Genomic DNA, 25,623 nt, shown 5'->3' with positions numbered 1-25,623 from the left:
GCAGCAGCTGGGAGGTGAAGATGATCATTGACCAGTGTCGCAAACTGGCGCTGCGCGCCCCCGCCAGGGTGGTGTTCCCGGATGCGCTGGACGTCCGCGTGTTGAAGGCGGCGCATTATCTGCAGCAGCAGGGCCTGGCGCATCCGATCCTCGTCGCCAGCCCCTTCGCGCTGCGGCAGTTCGCCCTTGGCGAACGTCTGCCGCTGACCGGGGTGCAGGTCATCGATCCGCACAGCAACCTGGCGATGCGCGAGGCGTTTGCCGCCGCCTGGCAGGCGCGCGCCGGCGATAAAGCGCCCGCTGACGCGGTCGACAAGCTGGCCGACCCGCTGATGTTCGCCGCGGCGATGGTCAGCGCCGGGCAGGCCGAGGTGTGTATCGCCGGAAATCTCTCGTCAACCGCCAGCGTGCTGCGCGCTGGTCTGCGCCTTATCGGCCTGCAGCCGGGGTGTAAAACGCTCTCTTCGCTGTTTCTGATGCTGCCGCAGTATACCGGACAGCCGCTGGGGTTTGCCGACTGCAGCGTGGTGCCGCAGCCGACCGCGGCGCAGCTGGCGGATATCGCGATTGCCAGCGCCGAGACCTGGCAAGCGATCGCTGGCGAAGCGCCGCGGGTGGCAATGCTGTCCTTCTCGACACACGGCAGCGCCCGGCATCACTGTGTGGCTAACGTCCAGCAGGCCACGGAGATCGTGCGTCAGCGGGCGCCGCAGCTGATGGTCGATGGCGAGCTGCAGTTTGACGCCGCCTTTGTACCGGACGTCGCTGCGCACAAAGCGCCCGGCAGCCCGCTGCAGGGCCGGGCCAATGTGCTGGTCTTCCCGTCGCTGGAGGCGGGCAACATCGGCTACAAAATCGCCCAGCGGCTGGGCGGATATCGCGCCATCGGGCCGCTGATCCAGGGCCTGGCCGCCCCGCTTCACGACCTCTCGCGAGGCTGTAGCGTAGAGGAAATTATCGAACTGGCGCTGGTGGCGTCGGTACCGCGCCAGACGGACGCAAGCCGGATCCCCGACTCGTCCACGCTGGTTGAATGAATGGTCCCCTTCAGGACCCCTTATGAGAGGAAAACACAATGGAAGCATTAGGAATGATTGAAACCCGGGGCCTGGTTGCACTGATTGAGGCCTCCGACGCCATGGTCAAAGCGGCCCGCGTCAAGCTGGTGGGAGTGAAACAGATCGGCGGGGGCCTGGTGACCGCCATGGTGCGCGGCGATGTCGCGGCGTGCAAAGCCGCGACGGATGCCGGGGCGGCGGCGGCTCAGCGTATCGGTGAGCTGGTCTCTGTACATGTCATCCCGCGCCCGCATGGCGATCTGGAAGAGGTCTTCCCGATTAGCTTCAAGGGCGACAGCAACATCTAACGGGGGAGGGGGTGCCGGAAAATTCTGGCCGGATAAGACGCCAGCGCGTCGCTATCCGGCCATGAAAAGGCATGAATGCCGGATGGCGTTGCGCTTTTCCGGCCTGCACATCACACGCGGAGACGGACATGAAGCTGGCTGTGGTAACCGGATATGTGGTCTGCACCGTACGCCATGAAGGTCTGGCCCACGACAAACTGCTGATGGTGGAGATGCTCAATGCCCGCGGCGAGCCCGACGGGCAATGTGCGGTCGCCATCGACAGCATCGGCGCGGGATGCGGCGAGTGGGTACTGCTGGTCAGCGGCAGCTCGGCGCGACAGGCGCACGCACACGGCGCCTCTCCGGTCGATCTGTGCGTGATTGGTATCGTGGATGAGGCTGCGGCCGATGGTCAGGTGCTCTTCCATAAGTAGGGTGAAAAATCATGAATCAACAGGACATTGAACAGGTAGTGAAAGCGGTACTGCTGAAAATGAAAGACAGCAGCCAGCCTGCCGGCACCGTTCATGATATGGGCGTTTTTGCCTCACTGGATGACGCTGTCGCGGCGGCAACGGTGGCCCAGCAGGGATTAAAGCGGGTGGCGATGCGTCAGCAGGTGATTCAGGCCATTCGTGAGGCGGGTGAAAAGTATGCCCATGAACTGGCGGAGCTTGCGGTGACGGAGACCGGCATGGGACGCGTTGAAGATAAGTTTGCCAAAAACGTGGCGCAGGCGCGCGGCACGCCGGGCGTGGAGTGTCTGACTCCGCAGGTGCTCACCGGCGATAATGGCCTGACGCTGATTGAAAATGCGCCCTGGGGCGTGGTGGCCTCGGTGACGCCGTCCACCAATCCGGCGGCGACGGTGATCAACAACGCCATTAGCCTGATTGCCGCCGGCAACAGCGTGGTCTTCGCCCCCCATCCGGCGGCGAAAAAGGTCTCGCAAAGGGCAATTACCCTGCTTAACCAGGCGGTAGTGGCCGCCGGCGGCCCGGCCAACCTGCTGGTGACCGTGGCGAACCCGGATATCGACACCGCCCAGCGGCTGTTTAAGTACCCTGGCATCGGCCTGCTGGTGGTTACCGGCGGCGAAGCGGTGGTCGAGGCGGCGCGCAAACATACCAACAAACGCCTGATCGCCGCCGGGGCTGGCAACCCGCCGGTGGTGGTGGATGAGACTGCCGATCTACCGCGCGCCGCGCAGGCGATCGTCAAAGGCGCCTCTTTTGATAACAACATTATCTGCGCTGACGAGAAGGTGCTGATCGTGGTCGATAGCGTGGCCGACGAACTGATGCGCCTGATGGAAGGCCAGCAGGCGGTGAAACTCACGGCGGCGCAGGCCGAACAGCTCCAGCCGCTGCTGCTGAAAAATATTGACGAGCGCGGCAAAGGCACGGTCAGCCGCGACTGGGTCGGTCGCGACGCGGGCAAAATCGCCGCGGCGATTGGCCTGCAGGTGCCGGCGCAAACCCGTCTGCTGTTCGTGGAAACCCCCGCCAGCCATCCGTTTGCGGTGACTGAACTGATGATGCCGGTGCTGCCGGTGGTGCGGGTGGCGAACGTCGAGGAGGCCATCGCCCTGGCGGTGCAACTGGAAGGTGGCTGCCACCATACGGCGGCGATGCACTCGCGCAATATCGACAACATGAACCAGATGGCGAATGCCATCGACACCAGCATCTTCGTCAAAAACGGGCCGTGCATCGCCGGGCTTGGGCTGGGCGGTGAGGGCTGGACCACCATGACCATCACCACCCCAACCGGGGAAGGGGTAACCAGCGCGCGGACCTTCGTTCGTCTGCGTCGCTGCGTACTGGTGGATGCGTTTCGAATCGTATAAGGGATGAACATGGCGCACGACGAACAACGCTGGCTTTCGCCGAGACTGCAAAAAGCCGCTGCCCTGTGTAACCAGGCGCCCGCCGCCAGCGAGTCGCCGCTGTGGGTGGGCATCGATTTGGGCACCTGCGACGTGGTGTCGATGGTGGTCGACCGCGATGGCCAGCCGGTTGCGGTATGTCTTGACTGGGCCGATGTGGTGCNCGACGGCATCGTCTGGGACTTCTTCGGCGCCGTCACCCTCGTGCGCCGACATCTTGCGACTCTCGAGCAGCAGCTGGGCTGCCGCTTCACCCATGCGGCGACCTCGTTTCCGCCCGGCACCGATCCGCGCATTTCGATCAATGTCCTGGAGTCCGCCGGGCTGGAGATCAGTCATGTGCTGGATGAGCCTACCGCGGTGGCGGATCTGCTGCAGCTCGATAACGCCGGGGTGGTGGATATCGGCGGCGGCACCACCGGGATCGCCATCGTTAAACAGGGCAGGGTGACATATTCGGCGGATGAAGCCACCGGCGGCCACCATATCTCCCTGACTCTGGCCGGGAATCGCGGCATCGGGCTTGAGGAGGCGGAGCAGTACAAGCGCAGCCACGCCGGGGAGATCTGGCCGGTGGTTAAGCCGGTGTACGAGAAGATGGCCGAAATTGTCGCCCGACATATTGCCGGACAAGGGATTGTCGATTTGTGGCTGGCAGGCGGCGCCTGTATGCAGCCGGGCGTGCATGAGCTGTTTCGTCAGCGCTTCCCGGCATTACCGGTGCATTTGCCGCAGCACAGCCTGTTTATGACCCCGCTGGCAATCGCCAACAGCGGGAGGGAAAAAGCGGAGGGGATGTATGCAAGCTGAACTGCAGACGGCGCTGTTCCATGCCTTTGATACGTTGAATCTTCAGCAAATGAAAAGCTTCAACGTTCCGCCGGTGACGCTGCACGGCGTCGGCGCGCTGGCGGCCTGCGGTCCGCAAGCGCAGTCCCGGGGCCTTAGGCATCTGTTTGTCATGGTTGACAGTTTTCTCCATCAGGCGGGAATGACCGCCGGGCTGGAGCGTAGCCTGGCGATGAAAGGGATTGCTATGACTCTCTGGCCCTGTCCCGCCGGCGAACCCTGCGTCACCGATGTCTGCGCCGCCGTCGCCCAGCTGCGGGACGCGCGCTGCGACGGCGTGGTGGCATTTGGTGGTGGATCGGTACTGGATGCGGCGAAGGCGGTGGCGCTGCTGGTCGCCAATCCTGAGCAGACGCTGGGGGAGATGACGGAGCACAGCGAGTTGCGTCCACGTCTGCCGCTAATCGCGGTGCCGACCACCGCTGGCACCGGGTCTGAAACCACCAATGTGACGGTGATTATCGATGCGGTGAGTGGACGCAAACAGGTGCTGGCGCATGCCTCGCTGATGCCTGATGTGGCGATCCTCGACGCCGCGCTGACCGAGGGCGTCCCGCCGCATATCACGGCAATGACCGGGATTGATGCGCTGACCCACGCCGTCGAGGCCTACAGCGCCCGCCACGCCACGCCGTTTACCGACAGTCTGGCGATGGGGGCGATAGCCATGATCGGCGAGGCGCTGCCGAAAGCGGTGGGCTGCGGTCAGGATCTGGCGGCGCGGGAGAACATGCTGCTGGCTTCCTGCATGGCGGGGATGGCGTTTTCCAGCGCCGGGCTGGGGCTATGCCATGCCATGGCGCATCAGCCGGGGGCGGCGCTGCATATTCCGCACGGTCTGGCCAACGCCATGCTGCTGCCAACGGTGATGGAGTTTAACCGCATGGTGCGCCGGGCGCGCTTCAGCCAGATCGGCCGGGCGTTAACCGGCAAGAAAACCGATGACCGCGAGGCTATCGCCGCCGTGCGCGAGCTGATCGCCGAGGTCGGTCTGACGATGCGGCTGACGGAGGCTGGCGCGACGTCCGCGCACTACGACGCCTGGGCGCAAGCGGCGCAGGAGGACATCTGTTTGCGCACCAATCCACGCACCGCCAGCCGGGTGCAGATTATCGAGCTGTACGCGGCGGCGCAATAAATGCCGATTTTCCCGGAGGCGTGTGGCTGTGGCTTTCCCGGCTCGCGCTGCGCTTAGCCGGGCTACAGGATCACAGCCGTCTGCTATGCCGTAGCCCGGGTAAGGCGTTCACGCCGCGGCCCGGGAAAGTCGCCTGAGTGCGGCTAATGTCCCGGTATTCACAGTATCTACAAATCATAAATGACAGGGAGTAAGGGCTATGGGAATTAACGAAATCATCATGTACATCATGATGTTCTTTATGCTGATTGCCGCCGTGGACAGGATCCTGTCGCAGTTCGGCGGCTCGGCGCGCTTTCTCGGCAAACTGGGGAAAAGCATTGAGGGATCCGGCGGTCAGTTTGAAGAAGGGTTTATGGCGATGGGCGCGCTGGGCCTGGCGATGGTCGGGATGACCGCCCTGGCGCCAGTGCTGGCTCATCTGCTTGGTCCGGTGATTATTCCGCTGTATGAGATGCTCGGCGCCAACCCGTCGATGTTCGCCGGCACGCTGCTGGCGTGCGACATGGGCGGTTTCTTCCTCGCTAAAGAACTCGCGGGCGGCGACGTGGCGGCCTGGATGTACTCAGGCCTGATCCTCGGCTCTATGATGGGTCCGACCATTGTGTTCTCCATTCCGGTGGCGCTCGGCATTATCGAACCAACCGATCGCCGCTGGCTGGCGCTCGGCGTGCTGGCGGGCATTGTCACCATTCCCATCGGCTGTATCGCCGGCGGTCTGGTGGCGATGTATTCCGGGGTGGAGATCAACGGCCAGCCGGTAGCGTTTACCTTCGCGCTGATCCTGATGAATATGATCCCGGTGATCATCGTCGCCGTGCTGGTGGCGCTGGGGCTGAAGTTTATTCCGGAAAAAATGATCAACGGCTTCCAGATCTTCGCCAAATTCCTCGTGGCGCTGATCACCATCGGCCTGGCGGCGGCGGTGATCAAGTTCCTGCTCGGCTGGGAGCTGATCCCGGGGCTCGATCCGATCTTTATGGCGCCTGGCGACCAGCCCGGCGAGGTGATGCGCGCCATCGAAGTCATTGGCTCTATCTCCTGCGTGCTGCTCGGCGCTTATCCGATGGTGCTCCTGCTGACCCGCTGGTTTGAAAAGCCGCTGATGCGCGTTGGTAATCTGCTAAAAATCAACAATATGGCTGCCGGCGGCATGGTCGCTACCCTGGCGAACAATATCCCGATGTTCGGCATGATGAAGCAGATGGATACCCGCGGAAAAGTGATCAACTGCGCCTTCTCGGTGTCAGCGGCGTTCGCCCTCGGCGACCATCTCGGTTTTGCGGCGGCCAACATGAACGCCATGATCTTTCCGATGATTGTCGGCAAACTGGTCGGCGGCGTTACCGCGATTGGCGTGGCAATGCTGCTGGTGCCAAAAGATGAAAACGTACCGGCGCCTGCCAACAACGAAGCGGAGGCGCACTCGTGAACACGCGCCAGCTGTTGAGCGTCGGTATTGATATCGGCACCACCACCACGCAGGTGATCTTCTCGCGCCTCGAGCTGGTGAACCGCGCGGCGGTTTCCCAGGTGCCGCGTTATGAATTCATCAAACGCGACATTAGCTGGCAAAGCCCGGTCTTCTTTACGCCGGTTGATAAGCAGGGAGAACTGAAAGAGGCCGAGCTTGAGGCGCTGATTCTGGCTCAGTACCGGGCCGCAGGGATCGCTCCACAAGCGGTGGATTCCGGGGCGATCATCATCACCGGCGAAAGCGCGAAAACCCGCAATGCCCGCCCGGCGGTGATGGCGCTCTCGCAGTCGCTGGGCGATTTTGTCGTCGCCAGCGCCGGGCCGCACCTGGAGTCGGTCATTGCCGGACACGGCGCCGGGGCGCAGACCCTGTCCCGGCAGCGGATGTGCCGGGTGCTTAATATCGATATTGGCGGCGGTACCTCGAACTATGCCCTGTTTGACGCCGGAAACGTCAGCGCCACCGCCTGCCTCAACGTCGGCGGCCGCCTGCTGGAAACCGACGCTCAGGGGCGCGTGGTCCACGCGCACCCGCCGGGGCAGCGGATTGTCGATGCGCTGTTTGGCGCCGGCACTAACGCCCTGGCGCTGACCGCCGGGCAGCTGGCGCAGGTGGCGAGCCGGATGGCGGCGCTGATCGTCGAGGTGATCGACGGCACCCTCTCACCGCTGGCGCAGGGGCTGATGCAAACCGAAGTACTGCCTGCGGGTGTTCAGCCGGAGGTGATTACCCTTTCCGGCGGAGTGGGGGAGTGCTACCGCCATCAGCCCGCCGATCCTTTCTGTTTTTCCGATATCGGGCCGCTGCTGGCCACGGCCCTGCATGAGCATCCGCGCCTGCGTGAGATGAACGTGCAGTTCCCGGCGCAAACCGTGCGCGCCACGGTGATTGGCGCCGGGGCGCATACGCTGTCCCTGTCCGGGAGCACCATCTGGCTGGAGGGGGTTCCATTGCCGCTGCGCAATCTGCCGGTGGCTATCCCGCAGGATGCCGCCGATCTGCCGAACGCCTGGCTCCAGGCGCTGACGCAGCTCGATCTGGCCCCCGAGGCGGACGCTTACGTGCTGGCGCTTCCCGCTTCACTTCCGGTGCGCTACGCCACCTTACTGACCGTAATTGACGCCCTGCTGGCGTTTGTCGCCCGCTTTCCCAATCCCCGTCCGCTGCTGCTGGTGGCCGAGCAGGATTTTGGCAAAGCGCTGGGCATGCTGCTGCGGCCACAGCTTCCACACCTTCCGCTGGCGGTCATCGATGAGGTGAGCATCCGGGCGGGAGACTATATCGACATTGGTACGCCTCTTTTTGGCGGATCGGTTGTGCCGGTGACGGTGAAATCACTCGCATTTCCTTCCTGAGGGAACGACTTATGAAACTAAAGACCACATTGTTCGGCAATGTTTATCAGTTTAAGGATGTAAAAGAGGTGCTGGCGAAAGCCAACGAACTGCGTTCGGGGGATGTGCTGGTGGGGGTAGCGGCGGAGAGTTCGCAGCAGCGCGTGGCCGCCAAGCAGGTGCTCTCCGATATGACGGTGGCCGATATCCGTAATAACCCAGTGATCCCGTATGAGGAGGACTGCGTTACGCGCCTGATCCAGGATGACGTGAACGAAACCGCCTATCAGCGGATTAAACACTGGACCATCAGCGACCTGCGGGAATACGTGCTCAACGACGAGGTCACCAGCGACGATATCGCCTTTGTCCGCAAAGGGCTGACCTCCGAGGTGGTGGCTGCGGTGGCCAAGATCTGCTCCAACGCCGATCTGATCTACGGCGGTAAAAAAATGCCGGTGATCAAAAAAGCCAATACCACCATCGGTCTGCCGGGGACCTTTAGCTGCCGCCTGCAGCCGAACGATACCCGCGACGACGTGCAGAGTATTGCCGCGCAAATCTATGAAGGGCTCTCCTTCGGCGCGGGCGACGCGGTGATTGGCGTCAACCCGGTCACTGACGACGTGGAGAACCTGAGCCGGGTGCTGGATACGGTGTACGGGGTGATCGACAAGTTTAACATCCCGACCCAGGGCTGCGTGCTGGCGCACGTCACCACCCAGATTGAAGCCATCCGCCGCGGCGCGCCGGGGGGGCTTATCTTCCAGAGCATCTGCGGCAGTGAAAAAGGGCTTAAAGAGTTCGGCGTCGAGCTGGCGATGCTCGATGAAGCGCGGGCGGTGGGGGCGGAGTTTAACCGCATCGCCGGGGAGAACTGTCTTTACTTTGAAACCGGGCAGGGCTCGGCGCTTTCCGCTGGCGCTAACTTCGGCGCCGACCAGGTGACCATGGAAGCGCGTAACTATGGCCTGGCGCGGCACTACGATCCGTTCCTCGTCAACACCGTGGTGGGCTTTATCGGGCCGGAGTATCTCTATAACGACCGGCAAATCATTCGCGCCGGACTGGAAGACCACTTTATGGGCAAGCTGAGCGGCATCTCAATGGGCTGCGACTGCTGCTATACCAACCATGCCGATGCCGACCAGAACCTCAACGAAAACCTGATGATCCTGCTGGCGACCGCAGGCTGCAACTACATCATGGGCATGCCGCTCGGCGACGACATCATGCTCAACTACCAGACCACCGCCTTCCACGATACCGCGACCGTGCGCCAACTGCTGGGCCTGCGGCCGTCGCCGGAGTTTGAACGCTGGCTGGAAACGATGGGCATTATGGCAAATGGTCGCCTGACCAAACGGGCGGGCGATCCGTCACTGTTCTTCTGATGACGCGGGGATGACACATCATGGATCAAAAACAGATTGAAGACATTGTACGCAGCGTAATGGCGTCGATGGGACAACCACAGTCGCAGCCGCAGGCCCCCGCAGCGTCGACGCCGGCCTGCCATGCCGCCTGCGCCAGCGAAGCGGTAGTGGAAAGCTGCACGCTGGACCTGGGCTCAGCGGAAGCGAAAGCCTGGATTGGGGTACAACATCCGCACCGCGCCGAAGTACTGACTGAACTGAAACGCAGTACCGCGGCGCGCGTTTGCACCGGCCGCGCCGGCCCGCGTCCGCGCACTCAGGCGCTGCTGCGCTTCCTGGCCGATCACTCGCGCTCGAAAGACACGGTGCTCAAAGAGGTGCCGGAAGCGTGGGTGAAAGCGCAGGGGCTGCTGGAAGTGCGTTCCGAGATTAGCGATAAGAACCTCTACCTGACGCGTCCGGATATGGGCCGTCGCCTCAGTCCGGAAGCGATTGATGCGCTGAAGGCGCAGTGCGTGATGGATCCGGATGTGCAGGTGGTGGTCTCCGATGGTCTGTCGACGGATGCCATCACCGCCAACTACGAAGAGATCCTGCCGCCGCTGCTTGCGGGCCTGAAACAGGCGGGTCTGAAGGTCGGGACGCCGTTCTTCGTGCGCTATGGCCGCGTCAAGATTGAAGATCAGATCGGCGAGATCCTCGGCGCGAAGGTGGTGATCCTGCTGGTTGGCGAGCGCCCGGGGCTCGGCCAGTCGGAGAGCCTCTCCTGCTACGCGGTGTACTCCCCGCGGGTGGCGACCACCGTCGAGGCCGACCGGACCTGTATCTCCAATATCCACCAGGGCGGCACCCCGCCGGTAGAAGCCGCCGCGGTGATCGTGGATTTAGCCAAACGCATGCTGGAGCAGAAAGCCTCCGGCATCAACATGAGCCGTTAAGGAGGCATCATGCCAGCATTAGATTTGATTCGACCCTCGGTCACCGCGATGCGCGTGATTGCCTCGGTGAATGACGGTTTCGCGCGCGAGCTTAAATTACCGTCGCATATACGTAGCCTCGGACTCATCACGGCAGATTCTGACGATGTGACGTATATTGCCGCCGACGAAGCGACAAAGCAGGCGATGGTGGAGGTGGTCTATGGCCGCTCCCTCTACGCCGGCGCGGCCCATGGTCCGTCGCCTACCGCCGGCGAAGTACTAATCATGCTTGGCGGCCCGAATCCGGCGGAAGTTCGCGCCGGGCTGGATGCCATGATGGCGCATATTGAAGGTGGGGCGGCATTCCAGTGGGCTAACGACGCGCAAGATACCGCGTTTCTGGCGCACGTGGTGTCGCGTACCGGCTCTTATCTTTCATCGGCCGCTGGCATCGCGTTGGGCGATCCGATCGCTTATCTGGTGGCGCCGCCGCTGGAGGCGACGTTTGGTATCGATGCGGCGATGAAGTCGGCCGACGTTCAGCTGGTGACCTACGTCCCGCCGCCATCGGAAACCAACTATTCGGCCGCCTTTTTGACGGGAAGCCAGGCCGCCTGTAAAGCCGCCTGCAATGCCTTTACCGATGCCGTTCTCGATATTGCCCGTCATCCTGTACAGCGTGCGTAATGGAGGGAGCGATGATCAATGCGCTGGGATTGCTCGAAGTGGAGGGCATGGTCGCGGCTGTAGACGCTGCGGATGCCATGCTTAAGGCGGCCAATGTGCGCCTGCTCAGTCATGAAGTGCTCGACCCGGGCAGGTTAACGCTGGTGGTGGAGGGCGACCTGGCGGCCTGCCGCGCCGCGCTGGATGCCGGGGCCGCCGCTGCCCGGCGGACCGGCTGCGTGATCAGCCGTCGGGAAATTGGCCGCCCGGAAGAGGATACCCAGCGGCTGATCGGCGGTTTTCAGCCACCGCCGCCAGCGCCCATGCCGCCTGCTGACCCGGCTTCATCGGAAGCCTTACTGACGCTGCTGGCTTCAGTTCGTCAGGGCATGACGGCCGGCGAGGTCGCCGCGCATTTTGCCTGGCCGCTGGATAAGGCCCGCCAGGCGCTGGAGCAGCTCTTTTCCGCAGGGACGCTACGAAAACGCAGTAGCCGCTATCGTCTCAAAAATCCATAACCTGTCGGAGGTGCCGGGAGCGGCTTGCCCCCGGCTTTAACGATTATGAAAAAGCGTCGTTCTGCAAATTTGCACCATCTCTGTTGCGAGGCGTTGCCGGAAGACACCAGGCTGACGCCTCAGGTTGAAATTGACAATATTCATCAACGACACACAACCGATGTGTATGAGCACGCCCTGACCATTACCGCCTGGCAACAGATCTACGATCAGCTGCATCCGGGGCAGTTTCGCGGCGAGTTTACCGAAATCCTGCTCGATGAGATCCAGGTCTTCCGCGAATATACCGGGCTGGCGCTGCGCCAGTCCTGCCTGGTCTGGCCGAACTCCTTCTGGTTTGGCATTCCGGCGACCCGGGGTGAACAAGGTTTTATCGGCTCGCAGTGTCTGGGCCGGGCAGAAATCGCCACCCGTCCCGGCGGTACGGAGTTCGAGCTCAGCACGCCGGATGATTACACCATTCTCGGAGTAGTGATTTCGCAGGAGGTGATTGCGCGTCACGCCAGTTTCCTGCACCACCCGGAACGGGTGCTACATATGCTACGCAACCAGTCAGCGCTGGCGGTCCGCGAGCCGCATAAGGCCGCGCTGTGGGGGTTTGTCCAGCAGGCGCTGGCCACCTTTAGCGAGCATCCGGATACCCTTCATCAGCCGGCCGTGCGTAAAGTCCTGCGGGATAATCTGTTGCTGGCGATGGGCACGATGCTGGAAGAAGCGCAGCCGATGGTAAGTGCAGAGAGCGTCAGCCACCAGAGCTACCGCCGCCTGCTGGCGCAGGCGCGCGAATATGTGCTGGAAAACAGCGCGGAGCCGTTAACCGTTCTCGATCTGTGCCAGCAGCTGTACGTCAGCCGTCGCACCTTGCAAAACGCCTTCCATGCGATACTGGGGATTGGTCCTAACGCCTGGCTCAAACGGATCCGCCTGAACGCCGTGCGTCGGGAGCTGATAAGCCCCTGGTCAGAGCGCGAGACGGTCAAGGAGGCGGCCATGCAGTGGGGATTCTGGCATTTGGGGCAGTTCGCCACCGACTATCAGCAGCTGTTTGCTGAGAAACCGTCGATGACGCTGCACCATCGCCTGCGCCAGTGGGTGTGAGGGAAGAGACTCCGCTACCGGGTGGCCAGCCGCCATCCGGCCGTTACAGCCAGTCGCGCACCTGAATAAACTCGCTCAGCGCCGCCTCGGGGCTGCCGGGCTCGGGCTGATAATCATATTCCCAGCGCACCAGCGGCGGCATCGACATCAGAATCGACTCCGTACGCCCGCCGGTCTGCAGACCGAACAGGGTGCCGCGGTCCCAGACCAGATTGAACTCGACATAGCGGCCGCGACGGTAGAGTTGAAAGTGGCGCTCGCGTTCGCCGTACGGCGTGGCTTTCCGGCGTTCGACGATAGGTAAATAGGCGTCAGCATAGCCGTTCCCGACCGCCTGCATAAAGGCGAAGCAGTGGTCAAAATCCGGGGTGTTCAGGTCGTCAAAGAACAGACCGCCGATGCCGCGCTGCTCCTGGCGGTGCTTGAGATAGAAGTAATCATCGCACCATTTTTTATAGCGCGGATAGACTTCCTCGCCGAACGGCAGACACAGATCGCGGGCGGTACGATGCCAGTGGACGGCATCCTCTTCAAAGCCGTAGTAAGGGGTTAAATCAAAGCCGCCGCCGAACCACCACACCGGGTCGGCGCCAGGCTTTTCGGCAATAAAGAACCGCACGTTGGCATGGCTGGTGGGCACGTAGGGGTTCAGCGGATGAACCACCAGCGAGACGCCCATGGCTTCAAAACTGCGTCCGGCCAGCTCCGGGCGGTGCGCGGTGGCGGAGGCAGGCATGGCGTCGCCATGGACGTGGGAAAAGTTGACCCCCGCCTGCTCGAACACCCGGCCTTCGCGCAGCACCCGGCTGCGTCCGCCGCCACCGCCTTCCCGCTGCCAGGCATCTTCAATAAACGGCGCGCCATCCACGGCGCTCAGCTGCTGACAGAGGTTGTCCTGGAGCTGGAGCAGAAAAGTTTTTACCTGCGCGGCATCGGGTTTCATTAACGTCTCTTCGAATGGGCTTTCTGGTTATCGAACCAGTGGAAATAGCTGATAATGCCGTTGGCAATCGCGGTGGCGATTTTCTGCCGGAAGGCGGTGGTGCCGAGCAGTTTCTCTTCGTTCGGGTTGGTGATAAACGAGGTTTCCACCAGCACAGACGGTATGGATGGTGACTTCAGCACCACGAACGCCGCCTGCTCGGTATTGCGGCTGTGTAGCTTATGTACCGGCTTGATCTTTTTCAGGATATGCGAGCCCAGCGTCAGGCTGTTTTTGATGGTGTCGGTCTGCACCAGATCGAACAGTACCTGCTGCAGCAGATGGTCTTTATCCGTCGCTTTCTTACCGGCGACCTCATCGGCGCGGTTTTCGCGATCGGAGAGGTATTTCGCCATGGCGCTACTGGCGCCGCGGTTTGACAGGGCGAACACCGAGGCGCCGGCGGCGCTCGGGTTGGTAAAACCATCGGCGTGGATTGACATAAACAGATCGGCGCCGTGCTGATGGGCGATCTCCACGCGGTCGTACAGCGGGATAAAGGTATCCCCGGTGCGGGTCAGGCGGGCGTCGATGCCGTTGCTGCGCAAAATGCTGCGCACGTTCTTAGCGATCGCCAACACCACATGCTTCTCTTTCGAGCCGTTATGGCCGATAGCGCCGGTATCGATGCCGCCGTGGCCCGGATCTAACATTACAATCCGGCGACCCCCGGCCTTTTTGGCGGCGGGTTTGCTATGTCCATTTGACGTTTTCAGTGGCTGTTCTTTTGCGCTGACCTGTGAGGCGACGCCGCTCAGCGTCATCGCAGCCAGCCCGGCTTTCAGCACCTGACGGCGCGAAGCAAGTATTTTTAAGGGTTTAAAAGTGCTCATTCGGCCTGAATTGTAAACAAGTGATGTCCAATGTTATATCGTATCGCGTTTGCCGTTACGACCATTCAAAATAAGAATTGTTTTACTTTTCATTTCAATACATGACAAAGTCATATTATGCCATTTTTTGTCGCTGATTTCGCCTGATATTGGCTATCAGTTATATTCGCGCCATAATCACTGTTTTTAACCGTCAATGGTGGGGAATACCATGGAGATTCGCGTTTTTCGCCAGCAGGATTTCGAAGAGGTTGTGACGCTGTGGGAGCGCTGCGATCTGCTGCGCCCGTGGAACGATCCGGAGATGGATATTGAGCGCAAGCTGAATCACGACGTCAGCCTGTTTCTGGTGGCGGAAGTGAATGGCGAAGTGGTCGGCACGGTGATGGGCGGATATGACGGTCATCGCGGATCGGCCTATTATCTCGGCGTCCATCCGGAATATCGCGGCCGGGGTATCGCGAACGCGCTGCTCAACCGTCTGGAGAAAAAGCTGATTGCCCGCGGCTGCCCGAAAATCAACATTATGGTCCGTGAAGACAATGACGTGGTGCAGGGAATGTACGAGCGGTTGGGCTATGAGTACGCCGATGTCCTGACCCTGGGCAAGCGCCTGATCGAAGATGAAGAATACTGAGTTTATCCCCGCCGATTTTGATGCCCATGGCCGTCTGCGCCTGCCTTTGCTTTTCTGGTGCGTGCTGTTGTTGCAGGCCCGCACGTGGGTGCTGTTTTTGATGGCCGGCGCATCGCGCCAGCAGGGCGACGCGATTCTTAATCTGTTCTATCCCGATCACGAGCGCTTCTGGCTTGGTTTACTGCCAGGCGTGCCGGCGGTGCTGGCCTTTCTGCTTAGCGGCTATCGTCAGCGCCTGCCGCGCCTGTGGCGGGCGATGCGCTGGCTGCTGGTGCTATCGCAAGTGCTGCTGTTGCTGTGGCAGCCGATGCTATGGCTGAGCGGCGAATCTCCCTCCTNGTTGACCATTGCGCTGCTGGTCGCGGATGGCTATGCCCTGTGGTGGCTGTTAACCAGCCGTCGCCTGGGCGCCTGTTTTCACCAGACCACCTTTTAATGGCACTTTTTGCCGATCGTGAACTCCAACATGCGTTGAATGACTCAGAAAGGATTGAGATATGAAATCGCTACGTGTAATGCTCTGTGCGCTTCCGCTGGCGCTGACCGGCTGCTCCACGATGAGCGCAGTCAACTGGTCGGCGGCCTATCCGTGGAACTGGTTTGGCGCTTCCACCGAGGTGACCGAGCAGGGAGTGGGTAAACTGACGGCTTCCACGCCGCTCAATGAACAGGCGATTAGCGATGCGCTGGGCAGCGACTACCGTTTACGCAGCGGAATGAAGACCGATAAGGGCAATATCGTCCACTACTTTGAAGCGCTGAAAAACAACAGCGTGGCGCTGACCATCAATGGCGACAACGGTGCTATCAGCCGGATTGACGTGCGTGATGCGGATATCAAAACCGCCAGCGGCGTGAAAATCGGCACACCGTTTAGCGACCTGTACAGCAAAGCCTTCGGCAACTGCCAGAAAGGCAGCCATGACAACGGGGCGGTCGTCGAGTGTCAGGCCGAGGGGAGCCAGCATATCAGCTATGCCTTCACTGGCCACTGGAGCGGTCCGGACGAGCTGATGCCCTCCGACGATACGCTGAAAAACTGGAAGGTCAGCAAGATTATCTGGCGTCGCTAAATTGATCTGAAGAGACACGACAGCTCTGAAAAACGGTTACAATGGCGCGTTAGCAACGCGACAGCGTTGTGGTTGCATCATTTCAGGAGGAGCGATGTCTCAGGTTCAGAGCGGCATTTTGCCGGAACATTGCCGCGCGGCGATTTGGATTGAAGCCAATCTCAAAGGGGACGTTAACGCCCTGCGCGAAGCGAGCAAAATTTTTGTCGATAACGTGGCCACCTTCCAGGCTAAATTCCCCGACGCCAAACTCGGTGCGGTGGTGGCGTTCGGCAATAACGTCTGGCGTCAGCTGAGCGGCGGCGAAGGGGCGGATGAGTTAAAAGATTTCCCGGTCTATGGCAAAGGGCTGGCGCCGTCCACCCAGTATGACCTGCTGATTCATATTTTATCCGCCCGTCATGAAGTTAACTTCTCGGTGGCGCAGGCCGCGCTGGCCGCCTTTGGCGACGCTATCGACGTGAAAGAAGAGATCCACGGCTTCCGCTGGGTGGAAGAGCGTGACCTCAGCGGCTTCGTCGATGGCACCGAAAACCCGGCGGGGGAAGAAACCCGCCGCGAAGTGGCGGTCATTAAAGACGGCGTGGATGCGGGCGGCAGCTACGTGTTCGTCCAGCGCTGGGAGCATAATCTCAAACAGCTGAACCGCATGAGCGTGCCGGATCAGGAGATGATGATCGGCCGTACTAAAGACGCTAACGAAGAGATCGATGGCGATGAACGTCCGGTCACGTCGCACCTGAGCCGCGTGGACTTAAAAGAAGATGGCAAAGGGCTGAAAATCGTCCGTCAGAGCCTGCCGTACGGCACCGCCAGCGGCACCCATGGCCTCTATTTCTGCGCCTACTGCGCGCGCCTGTATAACATCGAGCAGCAGCTGCTGAGCATGTTTGGCGATACCGACGGTAAACGCGACGCGATGCTGCGCTTCACCAAACCGGTGACCGGCGGATATTACTTCGCGCCGTCGCTGGAGCGTATCCAGGCGCTGTAATTTTTCCCCTCACCNTNCCCTCTCCCCAAAGGGGAGAGGGGACGGTAAGGTGCGGCTATGGGATCTGCGTGCGGATTCTTTTACTCCCTCTCCCTCAGTCAGAGGGGAGGGGTGAGGGCATTGGCGGCTCAGGTGCTTCAAGTATCGCCTCCATCACCGCATCTTCATGCTCTTCAAACTCATTATTCCAGAAGCGTAAAACACGCCATCCCTCGCTCTGTTGCCAGCGGGTGCGGCGTCATCGTGTTGGCCGCCGTCCAGTTCAATCGCCAGCCGTATTGCGCAGCAGGCAAAATCGAGAATATAGGGGCCAACGGGGTGCTGACGGCGAAACGTGTCGCTAGCAAAACGGCGGTTGCCCAGTCAGTACCCTGGTCGACGTTCTGCGGGCGTTAAGCTACGTCTGAGCTGACGAGCAAATATCTGTGTGTTTTTCATATAAACACAGTGCACGCCTGGCTGCCGTTTGTCACAATGACCCGTCTAATCTGCGAGCCGCTTTCAGCTATGCTTTGCCAGTTGCTTATTCTCTTTTCGACTTCCAAATCGCCAAACGGTATATAAAACCGTTACTCCTTTCGTACCCGTTATAAATATGATGATCATCAGAAAATGTTCAACGTTGATAAGGGTGCGCAATGGCCGTTAAATCACTGAAAAAAGGATATCTGGCGCTGGCGGCTTCCATGCTGCTGGTGGCGCAGGCGCAGGCGACGGAGCTGCTGAACAGCTCCTATGATGTCTCCCGCGAGCTGTTTGCCGCCCTTAACCCGCCTTTTGAGCAGCAGTGGGCGAAAGACAATGGCGGGGACAAGCTGACCATCAAGCAGTCGCATGCCGGTTCATCCAAGCAGGCGCTGGCTATTTTGCAGGGCCTGAAGGCGGACGTGGTCACCTACAACCAGGTGACGGACGTGCAGATCCTGCATGACAAAGGCAACCTGATCCCGGCCGACTGGCAAAGCCGTCTGCCGAACAACAGCTCACCGTTCTATTCGACGATGGGTTTCCTGGTGCGTAAAGGCAATCCGAAAAACATTCATGACTGGAACGACCTGGTTCGCTCTGACGTTAAGCTGATCTTCCCGAATCCGAAAACCTCGGGTAACGCCCGATACACCTACCTGGCGGCATGGGGCGCGGCGGATAAAGCTGATGGCGGCGATAAAGCTAAAACCGAACAGTTTATGACTCAGTTTCTCAAGAACGTCGAAGTCTTTGACACCGGCGGGCGCGGAGCGACCACCACCTTCGCCGAGCGCGGCCTCGGCGATGTGCTGATTAGCTTCGAATCGGAAGTGAATAATATTCGCAAGCAGTATGAGGCGCAGGGATTTGAAGTGGTTATCCCGAAAACCAACATTCTGGCGGAGTTCCCGGTAGCCTGGGTCGATAAAAACGTCAAAGCCAATGGCACGGAAAAGGCGGCGAAAGCCTACCTGAACTGGCTCTATACGCCACAGGCGCAAACTATCATTACCGACTACTACTATCGGGTAAACAACCCGAAAGTGATGGATGCTCTGAAGGATAAATTCCCGCAGACCGAGCTGTTCCGCGTGGAAGATAAGTTTGGCTCCTGGCCTGAGGTGATGAAAACCCACTTCGCCAGCGGCGGCGAACTGGACAAACTGCTGGCGGCGGGGCGTAAGTAATGTTTGCTGTGTCGTCCAAGCGCGTGCTGCCGGGTTTTACCCTGAGCCTTGGCACCAGCCTGCTGTTTGTCTGTCTGATTTTGTTATTACCGCTCAGCGCGCTGGTGATGCAGCTGGCGCAGATGAGTTGGGCGCAGTACTGGGATGTGATCACCAACCCGCAGGTGGTGGCTGCCTATAAGGTGACGCTGCTGTCGGCGTTTGTGGCCTCGATTTTTAACGGCGTCTTTGGTCTGCTGATGGCCTGGATCCTGACCCGCTATCGTTTTCCGGGCCGCACGCTGCTGGATGCCTTAATGGACCTGCCGTTTGCGCTGCCGACGGCGGTAGCTGGTCTGACCCTGGCCTCGCTGTTTTCGGTGAACGGTATTTACGGGGAATGGCTGGCGAAGTTCGATATTAAAGTCACCTATACCTGGCTCGGCATCGCCGTGGCGATGGCCTTCACCAGCATCCCGTTTGTGGTACGCACCGTGCAGCCGGTGCTGGAAGAGTTGGGGCCCGAGTATGAGGAAGCGGCGGAAACGCTGGGCGCCACGCGCTGGCAGAGTTTCCGCAAGGTGGTGCTGCCGGAGCTGTCGCCGGCGCTGCTGGCGGGCATTGCTCTGTCGTTTACCCGCAGCCTCGGCGAATTCGGCGCGGTGATTTTTATCGCCGGCAACATCGCGTGGAAGACGGAAGTGACGTCGCTGATGATCTTTATTCGTCTGCAGGAGTTTGACTATCCGGCGGCGAGCGCCATCGCCTCGGTGATCCTGGCCGCCTCACTGCTGCTGCTGTTTTCCATCAATACCCTGCAGAGTCGCTTTGGTCGACGCGTGGTAGGTCACTAATGGCGGAAGTTACTCAATTGAAACGCTACGACGCGCCCCGTATCAACTGGGGAAAATGGTTTCTGATTGGCGTCGGGATGCTGGTCTCCGCCTTCATCCTTGTGGTGCCGATGCTCTACATCTTTATCCAGGCCTTCAGCAAAGGATTGATGCCGGTGCTGGAAAACCTGGCGAACCCGGACATGCTGCATGCCATCTGGCTGACGGTGATGATTGCGTTGATTACCGTACCGGTGAACCTGGTGTTCGGTACCTTGCTGGCCTGGCTGGTGACACGTTTTACCTTTCCGGGGCGCCAGCTGCTGCTGACGTTGCTGGATATCCCGTTCGCCGTCTCGCCGGTGGTGGCCGGTCTGGTGTATCTGCTGTTTTACGGCTCTAACGGTCCGCTGGGCGGCTGGCTTGACGCGCATAATCTGCAAATCATGTTCGCCTGGCCGGGCATGGTGCTGGCGACCATCTTTGTTACCTGTCCGTTTGTGGTGCGTGAGCTGGTGCCGGTGATGATGAGTCAGGGCAGTCATGAAGATGAGGCCGCGGTGCTGCTGGGCGCGTCCGGCTGGCAGATGTTCCGCCGGGTGACGTTGCCCAATATTCGCTGGGCGCTGCTCTACGGCGTGGTGCTGACCAACGCCCGCGCCATCGGAGAGTTTGGCGCGGTGTCGGTGGTTTCCGGCTCGATCCGCGGCGAAACGCTGTCGCTGCCGCTGCAAATTGAACTACTGGAGCAGGATTACAACACCGTCGGCTCGTTTACCGCCGCCGCCCTGCTGACGTTAATGGCTATTCTGACCCTGTTTTTAAAGAGTATGTTGCAATGGCGTCTGGCCAATCAGAAAGAACGCGCGCAACAGGAGGGAAATCATGAGCATTGAGATTGCCAATATTAAGAAATCGTTTGGTCGCACCCAGGTGCTGAATGATATCTCGTTGGATATCCCTTCCGGACAAATGGTTGCGCTGCTGGGGCCCTCGGGCTCCGGAAAAACCACCCTGCTGCGAATTATCGCCGGTCTGGAGCATCAGACCAGCGGTCATATCCGCTTCCACGGTACCGACGTCAGTCGGATGCACGCTCGCGACCGTAAAGTGGGCTTCGTTTTCCAGCACTATGCGCTGTTCCGCCATATGACGGTGTTCGATAACATCGCCTTTGGCCTGACCGTGCTGCCGCGCCGCGAACGCCCCAATGCGGCGGCGATTAAAGCCAAGGTGACCAAACTGCTGGAGATGGTGCAGCTGGCCCATCTGGCGGATCGCTATCCGGCGCAGCTGTCCGGAGGCCAGAAGCAGCGCGTGGCGCTGGCGCGCGCCCTGGCGGTGGAGCCGCAAATTTTGCTGCTGGATGAACCTTTCGGTGCGCTGGATGCGCAGGTGCGTAAAGAGCTGCGCCGCTGGCTGCGTCAGCTGCATGAAGAGCTGAAATTCACCAGCGTGTTCGTCACCCACGATCAGGAAGAGGCGATGGAAGTTGCCGACCGGGTGGTGGTCATGAGCCAGGGCAACATCGAACAGGCCGATGCCCCGGAGCGCGTATGGCGTGAGCCGTCTACCCGTTTCGTGCTGGAGTTTATGGGGGAAGTGAACCGCCTGCAGGGGGTCATCCGCGGTGGACAGTTCCACGTCGGCGCCCACCGCTGGCCGTTAGGCTATACCCCGGCATACCAGGGGCCAGTGGACCTGTTCCTGCGCCCATGGGAAGTGGACATCAGCCGGCGGACCAGCCTGGATTCGCCGCTGCCGGTGCAGGTCCTGGAGGCCAGTCCGAAAGGGCACTACACCCAATTAGTCGTTCAGCCTCTGGGGTGGTATGACGAACCGCTGAGCGTGGTGTTAACGGGCGATGAGGCGCCGTCCCGCGGCGAACGGCTGTTCGTCGGGCTGCAAAACGCGCGGTTGTACAACGGTACCGAGCGTATCGAGCCGCGCGGCGAGCTTGCTCTGGCGGAGTCGGCCTGATAGCTTAAATCAATGTGCTTTTGCCGGGTGAGGCTCTGCTTACCCGGTCTGGAATTATCACGCGTCTGCCAGGCCGGGTAAGCGAAGCGCCGCCCGGCTTTTTTATTGAGTAAAAATCGTGAATACACTCGAACAAACCATCGGCAATACCCCACTGGTCAAACTTCAGCGTCTGGGACCGGACAACGGCAGCGAAGTGTGGGTCAAACTCGAAGGCAATAATCCGGCCGGCTCGGTGAAAGATCGCGCCGCGCTGTCGATGATCGTCGAAGCGGAAAAGCGCGGCGAAATTCAGCCCGGCGACGTGCTGATCGAAGCGACCAGCGGCAACACCGGTATTGCGCTGGCGATGATCGCCGCGCTGAAAGGCTACCGGATGAAGCTGCTGATGCCCGACAACATGAGCCAGGAGCGTCGGGCCGCGATGCGCGCTTACGGCGCCGAGCTTATCCTGGTCAGCAAAGAGCAAGGGATGGAGGGTGCCCGCGACCTGGCTCTGGAGATGGCCCAGCGCGGAGAAGGCAAACTGCTCGATCAGTTTAACAACCCGGATAACCCCTACGCCCACTACACCACCACCGGGCCGGAAATCTGGCAGCAGACCGCGGGGCGTATCACCCACTTTGTCTCCAGTATGGGGACCACCGGCACCATTACCGGCGTGTCACGTTTTCTGCGTGAACAGAGTAAACCGGTGACCATTGTTGGCCTGCAGCCGGAGGAGGGGAGCAGTATTCCCGGGATCCGCCGCTGGCCGGCAGAGTATATGCCGGGGATCTTTAACGCTTCGCTGGTGGATACGGTGCTGGATATTCATCAGCAGGATGCCGAGAACACCATGCGTCAGCTGGCGGTGCGGGAAGGCATTTTCTGCGGCGTCAGTTCGGGCGGCGCGGTAGCGGGCGCGTTACGCATAGCCCGCGAAAATCCTGGCGCGGTGGTGGTGGCGATTGTCTGCGATCGCGGCGATCGTTACCTTTCCACCGGCGTCTTCGGCGAAGAACACTTTAGCCAGGGGGCGGGCATTTAATCATCAAGCAGGTCGGTGCCGTAGGAGTTATCGACGGTGCACAGCCAGCGTTCGCCCTGCTTCTGAAAGACATAGGTGGCGCGTCGCGTAACCTGGGATATCCCGTCCGCCGTCGGGATATCCAGCCGGGTCTCCATAATCACCAGCGCATTGCCGCCGCCTTCAATAACCTCCATTTTCCCCTGAGTCACCACCAGTCGGTGCTGGAAATAGTCGGCAATGGCGATAAAGGCTTTGCGGATATTCTCTTTCCCTCTGACCACCATGCCCGGTTTGACGACCAGCGCGGCGTCTTCTGCGTAATAACTCATCAGGGTATCGTAATCTTCCTGCGAGATAGCGCGATCGCAGGCTTCAATGACCGCTTTCAGTGCCGGGTCAGCGTGATGCATCTCTGGTGCTCCTTGTTGTGAGCGATTTGTCCGCCTCGGCGATCAGGGCATGCAGGTAAGACTAGCCTGCTGTCGTTTATTTTTCATTAATTTGTCGGCAGCTGCCATCACTCCCCGATACGTTCGGTGGACTGCCTGCGTCAGGGGGCGTCTAAGGCCTGCGCAATATCGGCCGCCAGGCGGGAAATCTCAGCGTCACTCAGACGGCCCAGCGACAGGCGTAGCCCGTGGGAGGGCGTCCGGATGCCAAACACCTCTCCCTCCCGGACCAGCCAGCCGGCGCGGGCCAGGCGTAAGGCGTAGGGCTGGCTCGCCGCTGTCAGCGGCAGCCAGAAATTGAGGCCATCCCCTGGCGTAGCATGGCTGAAGCCGTGCCGGGCCAGCGCCGCCGCCAGTTTCTCATTCTGCTGGCGATAGTGACGACGGGTCTCCGTCATCGAGGCGATAAACGCCTCGTCGGTCAGGCAGGCCAGCGTCAGGTCCTGCAGCAGATGGCTGACCCACTGGCTGCCGGCGTTAAGCCGCAGGCGCAGCGCCGCTGAAGTAGCGGCATCGCTGGCGATAAAGGCCAGCCGTAGGTCTGGTCCGAGGGTTTTTGACATCGAGCGCACCAGCGCCCAGCGTTGGGTGCTTGCAGGAAGAGGGGAGTGCCATGGCGTGGCCGACAGCAGGGCAAAATGGTCATCAACAATCGCCAGTACCTGCGGATAGCGGGCTAGCACCTCCCGCAGAGCATGCGCCCGGGTTTCCGTCAGGCTACAGCCGGTAGGATTATGCGCGCGCGGGGTTAAGATCACCGCCCGTGCTCCGTTGCGTAACGCCTCCTCCAGGCCGTCAGGATCCATCCCTTCGGCATCCACCGCCACCGGGCAGGGGGTAAAACCGGCGTAACGCACCATATTGATGCTGCTGAGAAAACAGGGATCTTCCACCACAACGCCGTCGCCGGGGAGCAGCAGAGCGCACAGCAGGCGCTCCAGGGCGTCTATCGCCCCGCTGGCGAGATTCACCGCAAAGGGAACGGCTATCTCTCTGGCAAACCACGCCTCGGCCCATTGGCCAAGCCGCGGCTCGATGGGCGCATCGCCATACAGGCGGGGCGTGCGGGCAATCTGGCCCAGATAGCGGGGTAAATCAGGCAGTCTGGCCGGATCCGGATTGCCGCTGGAGATATCGTTCAGCGGGGTCGTTGGGTCACCTCCCTCCAGCGCCGGCAGTGTGTCCCGCGCTTTAATGGCTGTACCGTTGCGTCCCTGACTGACGGCCAGCCCGGAGGTCACCAGCCGTTTATAGGCGGCGGCGACAGTGTTGCGATTCACTGCAAGCTGGCTGGCGAGTTCACGTACCGGCGGCAGAACCTCTCCGGGCTGCAACCCGCCGCTCTGCACCAGATGGCGGATGTTATCGAAGATTTCGCTGGCGGTTTTTCCGGCTAACATTATTGACCTATGACAAAATGGAATTTAGCATAGGACGAATCATAATCAGTGCGTGACCCGCTGTCCAGCGGGGGGAGAAAAGATGGGCCAGCAGGATGATATACAATCAGTGCTCTTTCACGACAAAAGCCGGGCGTCGGAAGTGGATATCGTCGCCGTGCAGTCGCAGGTAGTCTATGGCAGCGTCGGCAACAGCATCGCGGTTCCGGCGATTAAACAGCATGGTCTGCGCGTGCTGGCGGTGCCGACGGTGCTGTTCAGTAATACGCCCCATTATGAGACGTTCTATGGCGGCATTATTCCGGAAGAGTGGTTTGTCGGGTATCTGCAGGCGCTGGAGGAGCGCGACGCGCTGCGCGAACTGCGTGCGGTCACCACCGGCTATATGGGCAGCGCAGTGCAAATCGAACGCCTGGCGCAGTGGCTGACGCGCGTACGGGCCCGCCATCCCGGGTTGTGCATTCTGGTGGATCCGGTCATCGGCGATGTCGACAGCGGCATCTATGTCAAGGCTGAGATCCCGGACGCCTATCGTCAGCACCTGCTGCCGCTGGCGCAAGGGATCACCCCCAATCTGTTCGAACTGGAGACGCTGAGCGGCCAGCGCTGTCGCGATCGGCAGGAGGCGGTCGCCGCGGCGCGAAGCCTGCTGTCGGACACCCTCAAATGGGTGGTGATCACCAGCGCGCCGGGAGAGGCCGATTCGACGATCAATGTGCTGGTGGTGACGGCCGATGCAGTGGAAGTGGTGGTTCACCCGCGGGTGGAGACAGACTTAAAAGGAACCGGCGATCTGTTCTGCGCGGAGCTGGTGAGCGGGTTGCTTTCCGGCCTGGCGCTGGGGGCAGCGACGCAGGCTGCTGCCCAGCGCGTGCTGGAGGTGATGAACTGGACTGCCGCCCAGGGTTGTGACGAATTGATCCTACCGCCGCTGGAGCAAAGCAGATGAAAAGCTATCGGTTAGTAATCCGCCAGCAGGGACGCATTGTTGGTCATTTTGATACGACAGGTGAGGCGGCGCTGGAGGATGCCTGCGTGGCGCGGTCGCTGTTCGGCCTGGCCGGTGGATATCAGTGCGAACTGCTGGTCGCTGACAGCGAGCGGCGAATTCTGGAGAGCACCCCGGAGGGATTGCGCGTCTTGTCTCGCGAGAAGTGCTATCGTCCGGTAACCTGCGCGGTATA

General features: G+C 60.7%; 28 protein-coding genes and 2 pseudogenes (1 of these 30 only partly in view). 25 read left to right on the top strand and 5 right to left on the bottom strand.

What is annotated here, in order from left to right; all coding sequences use genetic code 11:
- From eutT to eutR, 14 genes are all read left to right on the top strand, one after another.
- Positions 1-31, top strand: partial view of an ethanolamine utilization cob(I)yrinic acid a,c-diamide adenosyltransferase EutT gene (gene eutT, locus VZP09_RS14135; RefSeq protein ID WP_328795226.1) — the 3' end only. It extends 779 nt beyond the left edge of the window; only the last 31 of its 810 coding nucleotides appear in the window; the start codon falls outside the window, past its left edge; the stop codon is at positions 29-31.
- A complete protein-coding gene (gene pta, locus VZP09_RS14130; protein WP_032415296.1) occupies positions 21-1,037 on the top strand; it encodes a phosphate acetyltransferase in 1,017 nt (338 codons plus the stop codon). The genes eutT and pta overlap by 11 nt, the downstream gene beginning before the upstream one ends.
- Before the next feature lie 38 nt (positions 1,038-1,075).
- Positions 1,076-1,366, top strand: coding sequence for an ethanolamine utilization microcompartment protein EutM (eutM, locus tag VZP09_RS14125; RefSeq protein WP_000387720.1), 291 nt, complete (start codon positions 1,076-1,078; stop codon positions 1,364-1,366).
- Between the two features lie 128 nt (positions 1,367-1,494).
- Positions 1,495-1,782, top strand: a complete 288-nt coding sequence (gene eutN / locus VZP09_RS14120) for an ethanolamine utilization microcompartment protein EutN (protein WP_002913719.1) — start codon at positions 1,495-1,497, stop codon at positions 1,780-1,782.
- 11 nt (positions 1,783-1,793) lie between these two features.
- On the top strand, positions 1,794-3,197 hold the full coding sequence (locus tag VZP09_RS14115; RefSeq protein WP_032415294.1) for an aldehyde dehydrogenase family protein: 1,404 nt from the start codon (positions 1,794-1,796) through the stop codon (positions 3,195-3,197).
- A 9-nt stretch (positions 3,198-3,206) separates the two neighbouring features.
- On the top strand, positions 3,207-4,046 hold the full coding sequence (eutJ, locus tag VZP09_RS14110) for an ethanolamine utilization protein EutJ (protein ID WP_328795225.1): 840 nt from the start codon (positions 3,207-3,209) through the stop codon (positions 4,044-4,046).
- Positions 4,036-5,223 (top strand): ethanolamine utilization ethanol dehydrogenase EutG, encoded by a 1,188-nt coding sequence (gene eutG / locus VZP09_RS14105; RefSeq protein WP_017879909.1) that lies wholly within the window; start codon positions 4,036-4,038, stop codon positions 5,221-5,223. Before eutJ ends, eutG begins: the two co-directional genes overlap by 11 nt.
- Before the next feature lie 199 nt (positions 5,224-5,422).
- Entirely contained in the window at positions 5,423-6,655 is a 1,233-nt protein-coding gene (gene eutH / locus VZP09_RS14100; RefSeq protein WP_004180838.1) for an ethanolamine utilization protein EutH, read from the top strand.
- The gene (gene eutA, locus VZP09_RS14095) at positions 6,652-8,055 is read left to right on the top strand and encodes an ethanolamine ammonia-lyase reactivating factor EutA (protein ID WP_021312790.1); all 1,404 of its coding nucleotides are present in this window, start codon (positions 6,652-6,654) and stop codon (positions 8,053-8,055) included. The genes eutH and eutA overlap by 4 nt, the downstream gene beginning before the upstream one ends.
- A gap of 11 nt (positions 8,056-8,066) precedes the next feature.
- On the top strand, positions 8,067-9,428 hold the full coding sequence (gene eutB, locus VZP09_RS14090; protein ID WP_032438085.1) for an ethanolamine ammonia-lyase subunit alpha: 1,362 nt from the start codon (positions 8,067-8,069) through the stop codon (positions 9,426-9,428).
- 20 nt (positions 9,429-9,448) lie between these two features.
- Positions 9,449-10,348, top strand: a complete 900-nt coding sequence (gene eutC / locus VZP09_RS14085; RefSeq protein ID WP_004213213.1) for an ethanolamine ammonia-lyase subunit EutC — start codon at positions 9,449-9,451, stop codon at positions 10,346-10,348.
- Positions 10,349-10,357: 9 nt separating this feature from the next.
- The gene (gene eutL, locus VZP09_RS14080) at positions 10,358-11,017 is read left to right on the top strand and encodes an ethanolamine utilization microcompartment protein EutL (RefSeq protein ID WP_004174905.1); all 660 of its coding nucleotides are present in this window, start codon (positions 10,358-10,360) and stop codon (positions 11,015-11,017) included.
- Between the two features lie 11 nt (positions 11,018-11,028).
- On the top strand, positions 11,029-11,514 hold the full coding sequence (eutK, locus tag VZP09_RS14075) for an ethanolamine utilization microcompartment protein EutK (RefSeq protein WP_004151997.1): 486 nt from the start codon (positions 11,029-11,031) through the stop codon (positions 11,512-11,514).
- 45 nt (positions 11,515-11,559) lie between these two features.
- Entirely contained in the window at positions 11,560-12,612 is a 1,053-nt protein-coding gene (gene eutR, locus VZP09_RS14070) for an HTH-type transcriptional regulator EutR (protein ID WP_002913642.1), read from the top strand.
- 43 nt (positions 12,613-12,655) lie between these two features.
- Here the strand turns inward: eutR and hemF are convergent, their stop codons facing one another.
- Together hemF and amiA are read right to left on the bottom strand one after the other, a co-directional pair.
- Entirely contained in the window at positions 12,656-13,555 is a 900-nt protein-coding gene (gene hemF / locus VZP09_RS14065) for an oxygen-dependent coproporphyrinogen oxidase (RefSeq protein ID WP_002913641.1), read from the bottom strand.
- A complete protein-coding gene (gene amiA, locus VZP09_RS14060; protein WP_002913639.1) occupies positions 13,555-14,427 on the bottom strand; it encodes an N-acetylmuramoyl-L-alanine amidase AmiA in 873 nt (290 codons plus the stop codon). The genes hemF and amiA overlap by 1 nt, the downstream gene beginning before the upstream one ends.
- Before the next feature lie 211 nt (positions 14,428-14,638).
- Here amiA and VZP09_RS14055 point away from each other — a divergent pair, with 211 nt between their 5' ends.
- From VZP09_RS14055 to VZP09_RS14040, 4 genes are all read left to right on the top strand, one after another.
- Positions 14,639-15,064 (top strand): GNAT family acetyltransferase, encoded by a 426-nt coding sequence (locus tag VZP09_RS14055; RefSeq protein ID WP_002913637.1) that lies wholly within the window; start codon positions 14,639-14,641, stop codon positions 15,062-15,064.
- Complete coding sequence (locus VZP09_RS14050; RefSeq protein WP_328795223.1) at positions 15,051-15,500, top strand: DUF2919 domain-containing protein; 450 nt, start codon at positions 15,051-15,053, stop codon at positions 15,498-15,500. Before VZP09_RS14055 ends, VZP09_RS14050 begins: the two co-directional genes overlap by 14 nt.
- 61 nt (positions 15,501-15,561) lie before the next feature.
- Positions 15,562-16,137, top strand: a complete 576-nt coding sequence (locus tag VZP09_RS14045) for an RpoE-regulated lipoprotein (protein ID WP_002913630.1) — start codon at positions 15,562-15,564, stop codon at positions 16,135-16,137.
- A 94-nt stretch (positions 16,138-16,231) separates the two neighbouring features.
- On the top strand, positions 16,232-17,131 hold the full coding sequence (locus tag VZP09_RS14040) for a Dyp-type peroxidase (protein ID WP_004145614.1): 900 nt from the start codon (positions 16,232-16,234) through the stop codon (positions 17,129-17,131).
- A gap of 94 nt (positions 17,132-17,225) precedes the next feature.
- Here the strand turns inward: VZP09_RS14040 and VZP09_RS14035 are convergent.
- Positions 17,226-17,569, bottom strand: a pseudogene (locus tag VZP09_RS14035) (endonuclease domain-containing protein).
- A 200-nt stretch (positions 17,570-17,769) separates the two neighbouring features.
- Here VZP09_RS14035 and cysP point away from each other — a divergent pair.
- From cysP to cysM, 5 genes are all read left to right on the top strand, one after another.
- Positions 17,770-18,786 carry a thiosulfate/sulfate ABC transporter substrate-binding protein CysP gene (cysP, locus tag VZP09_RS14030; protein WP_002913628.1) on the top strand — a complete coding sequence of 339 codons (1,017 nt, stop codon included), beginning with the start codon at positions 17,770-17,772 and terminating at the stop codon, positions 18,784-18,786.
- Entirely contained in the window at positions 18,786-19,619 is an 834-nt protein-coding gene (gene cysT / locus VZP09_RS14025; protein WP_002913626.1) for a sulfate/thiosulfate ABC transporter permease CysT, read from the top strand. The genes cysP and cysT overlap by 1 nt, the downstream gene beginning before the upstream one ends.
- The gene (gene cysW, locus VZP09_RS14020) at positions 19,619-20,494 is read left to right on the top strand and encodes a sulfate/thiosulfate ABC transporter permease CysW (protein WP_002913625.1); all 876 of its coding nucleotides are present in this window, start codon (positions 19,619-19,621) and stop codon (positions 20,492-20,494) included. The genes cysT and cysW overlap by 1 nt, the downstream gene beginning before the upstream one ends.
- Positions 20,484-21,578 (top strand): sulfate/thiosulfate ABC transporter ATP-binding protein CysA, encoded by a 1,095-nt coding sequence (gene cysA, locus VZP09_RS14015; protein ID WP_002913623.1) that lies wholly within the window; start codon positions 20,484-20,486, stop codon positions 21,576-21,578. Before cysW ends, cysA begins: the two co-directional genes overlap by 11 nt.
- Before the next feature lie 118 nt (positions 21,579-21,696).
- Positions 21,697-22,608: a cysteine synthase CysM gene (gene cysM / locus VZP09_RS14010; protein ID WP_004145610.1), complete on the top strand. Its 912-nt coding sequence runs from the start codon at positions 21,697-21,699 to the stop codon at positions 22,606-22,608.
- Here the strand turns inward: cysM and VZP09_RS14005 are convergent.
- Both VZP09_RS14005 and ptsJ read right to left on the bottom strand, forming a co-directional pair.
- On the bottom strand, positions 22,605-23,000 hold the full coding sequence (locus tag VZP09_RS14005; RefSeq protein WP_004174913.1) for a YybH family protein: 396 nt from the start codon (positions 22,998-23,000) through the stop codon (positions 22,605-22,607). The two genes, cysM and VZP09_RS14005, sit on opposite strands and share 4 nt — an antisense overlap.
- Positions 23,001-23,140: 140 nt before the next feature.
- Positions 23,141-24,439, bottom strand: a complete 1,299-nt coding sequence (gene ptsJ, locus VZP09_RS14000; protein ID WP_016947274.1) for a MocR-like B6 salvage transcription factor PtsJ — start codon at positions 24,437-24,439, stop codon at positions 23,141-23,143.
- Positions 24,440-24,521: 82 nt separating this feature from the next.
- Between ptsJ and pdxK the strand changes: the two genes are divergently transcribed.
- Positions 24,522-25,388 carry a pyridoxine/pyridoxal/pyridoxamine kinase gene (gene pdxK / locus VZP09_RS13995; RefSeq protein WP_004174917.1) on the top strand — a complete coding sequence of 289 codons (867 nt, stop codon included), beginning with the start codon at positions 24,522-24,524 and terminating at the stop codon, positions 25,386-25,388.
- Positions 25,385-25,621, top strand: a pseudogene (locus tag VZP09_RS13990) (hypothetical protein); the annotation flags it as partial. The gene pdxK and the pseudogene VZP09_RS13990, both read left to right, overlap by 4 nt.
- Positions 25,622-25,623 lie beyond the last annotated feature (2 nt).

It is taken from the genome of Klebsiella sp. EMBS2024 (assembly GCF_036233805.1).
In the GTDB taxonomy this organism is placed as follows: Bacteria; Pseudomonadota; Gammaproteobacteria; order Enterobacterales; family Enterobacteriaceae; genus Klebsiella; species Klebsiella pneumoniae.
Note: the sequence above shows the minus strand (reverse complement) of the source record. Positions and strands in the feature narration are given on the sequence as shown.

Bases quoted from the DNA above. Each gene is read 5' to 3' on its own strand.
- eutB (WP_032438085.1), top strand. From the start codon at position 8,067: ATGAAACTAAAGACCACATTGTTCGGCAATGTTTATCAGTTTAAGGAT.
- eutG (WP_017879909.1), top strand. From the start codon at position 4,036: ATGCAAGCTGAACTGCAGACGGCGCTGTTCCATGCCTTTGATACGTTG.
- cysA (WP_002913623.1), top strand. From the start codon at position 20,484: ATGAGCATTGAGATTGCCAATATTAAGAAATCGTTTGGTCGCACCCAG.
- amiA (WP_002913639.1), bottom strand. From the start codon at position 14,427: ATGAGCACTTTTAAACCCTTAAAAATACTTGCTTCGCGCCGTCAGGTG.
- hemF (WP_002913641.1), bottom strand. From the start codon at position 13,555: ATGAAACCCGATGCCGCGCAGGTAAAAACTTTTCTGCTCCAGCTCCAG.
- cysW (WP_002913625.1), top strand. From the start codon at position 19,619: ATGGCGGAAGTTACTCAATTGAAACGCTACGACGCGCCCCGTATCAAC.
- cysP (WP_002913628.1), top strand. From the start codon at position 17,770: ATGGCCGTTAAATCACTGAAAAAAGGATATCTGGCGCTGGCGGCTTCC.
- VZP09_RS14045 (WP_002913630.1), top strand. From the start codon at position 15,562: ATGAAATCGCTACGTGTAATGCTCTGTGCGCTTCCGCTGGCGCTGACC.
- pta (WP_032415296.1), top strand. From the start codon at position 21: ATGATCATTGACCAGTGTCGCAAACTGGCGCTGCGCGCCCCCGCCAGG.
- ptsJ (WP_016947274.1), bottom strand. From the start codon at position 24,439: ATGTTAGCCGGAAAAACCGCCAGCGAAATCTTCGATAACATCCGCCAT.
- eutM (WP_000387720.1), top strand. From the start codon at position 1,076: ATGGAAGCATTAGGAATGATTGAAACCCGGGGCCTGGTTGCACTGATT.
- VZP09_RS14005 (WP_004174913.1), bottom strand. From the start codon at position 23,000: ATGCATCACGCTGACCCGGCACTGAAAGCGGTCATTGAAGCCTGCGAT.
- eutR (WP_002913642.1), top strand. From the start codon at position 11,560: ATGAAAAAGCGTCGTTCTGCAAATTTGCACCATCTCTGTTGCGAGGCG.
- eutL (WP_004174905.1), top strand. From the start codon at position 10,358: ATGCCAGCATTAGATTTGATTCGACCCTCGGTCACCGCGATGCGCGTG.
- VZP09_RS14115 (WP_032415294.1), top strand. From the start codon at position 1,794: ATGAATCAACAGGACATTGAACAGGTAGTGAAAGCGGTACTGCTGAAA.
- eutN (WP_002913719.1), top strand. From the start codon at position 1,495: ATGAAGCTGGCTGTGGTAACCGGATATGTGGTCTGCACCGTACGCCAT.
- VZP09_RS14055 (WP_002913637.1), top strand. From the start codon at position 14,639: ATGGAGATTCGCGTTTTTCGCCAGCAGGATTTCGAAGAGGTTGTGACG.
- pdxK (WP_004174917.1), top strand. From the start codon at position 24,522: ATGGGCCAGCAGGATGATATACAATCAGTGCTCTTTCACGACAAAAGC.
- eutC (WP_004213213.1), top strand. From the start codon at position 9,449: ATGGATCAAAAACAGATTGAAGACATTGTACGCAGCGTAATGGCGTCG.
- eutK (WP_004151997.1), top strand. From the start codon at position 11,029: ATGATCAATGCGCTGGGATTGCTCGAAGTGGAGGGCATGGTCGCGGCT.
- eutH (WP_004180838.1), top strand. From the start codon at position 5,423: ATGGGAATTAACGAAATCATCATGTACATCATGATGTTCTTTATGCTG.
- VZP09_RS14040 (WP_004145614.1), top strand. From the start codon at position 16,232: ATGTCTCAGGTTCAGAGCGGCATTTTGCCGGAACATTGCCGCGCGGCG.
- cysT (WP_002913626.1), top strand. From the start codon at position 18,786: ATGTTTGCTGTGTCGTCCAAGCGCGTGCTGCCGGGTTTTACCCTGAGC.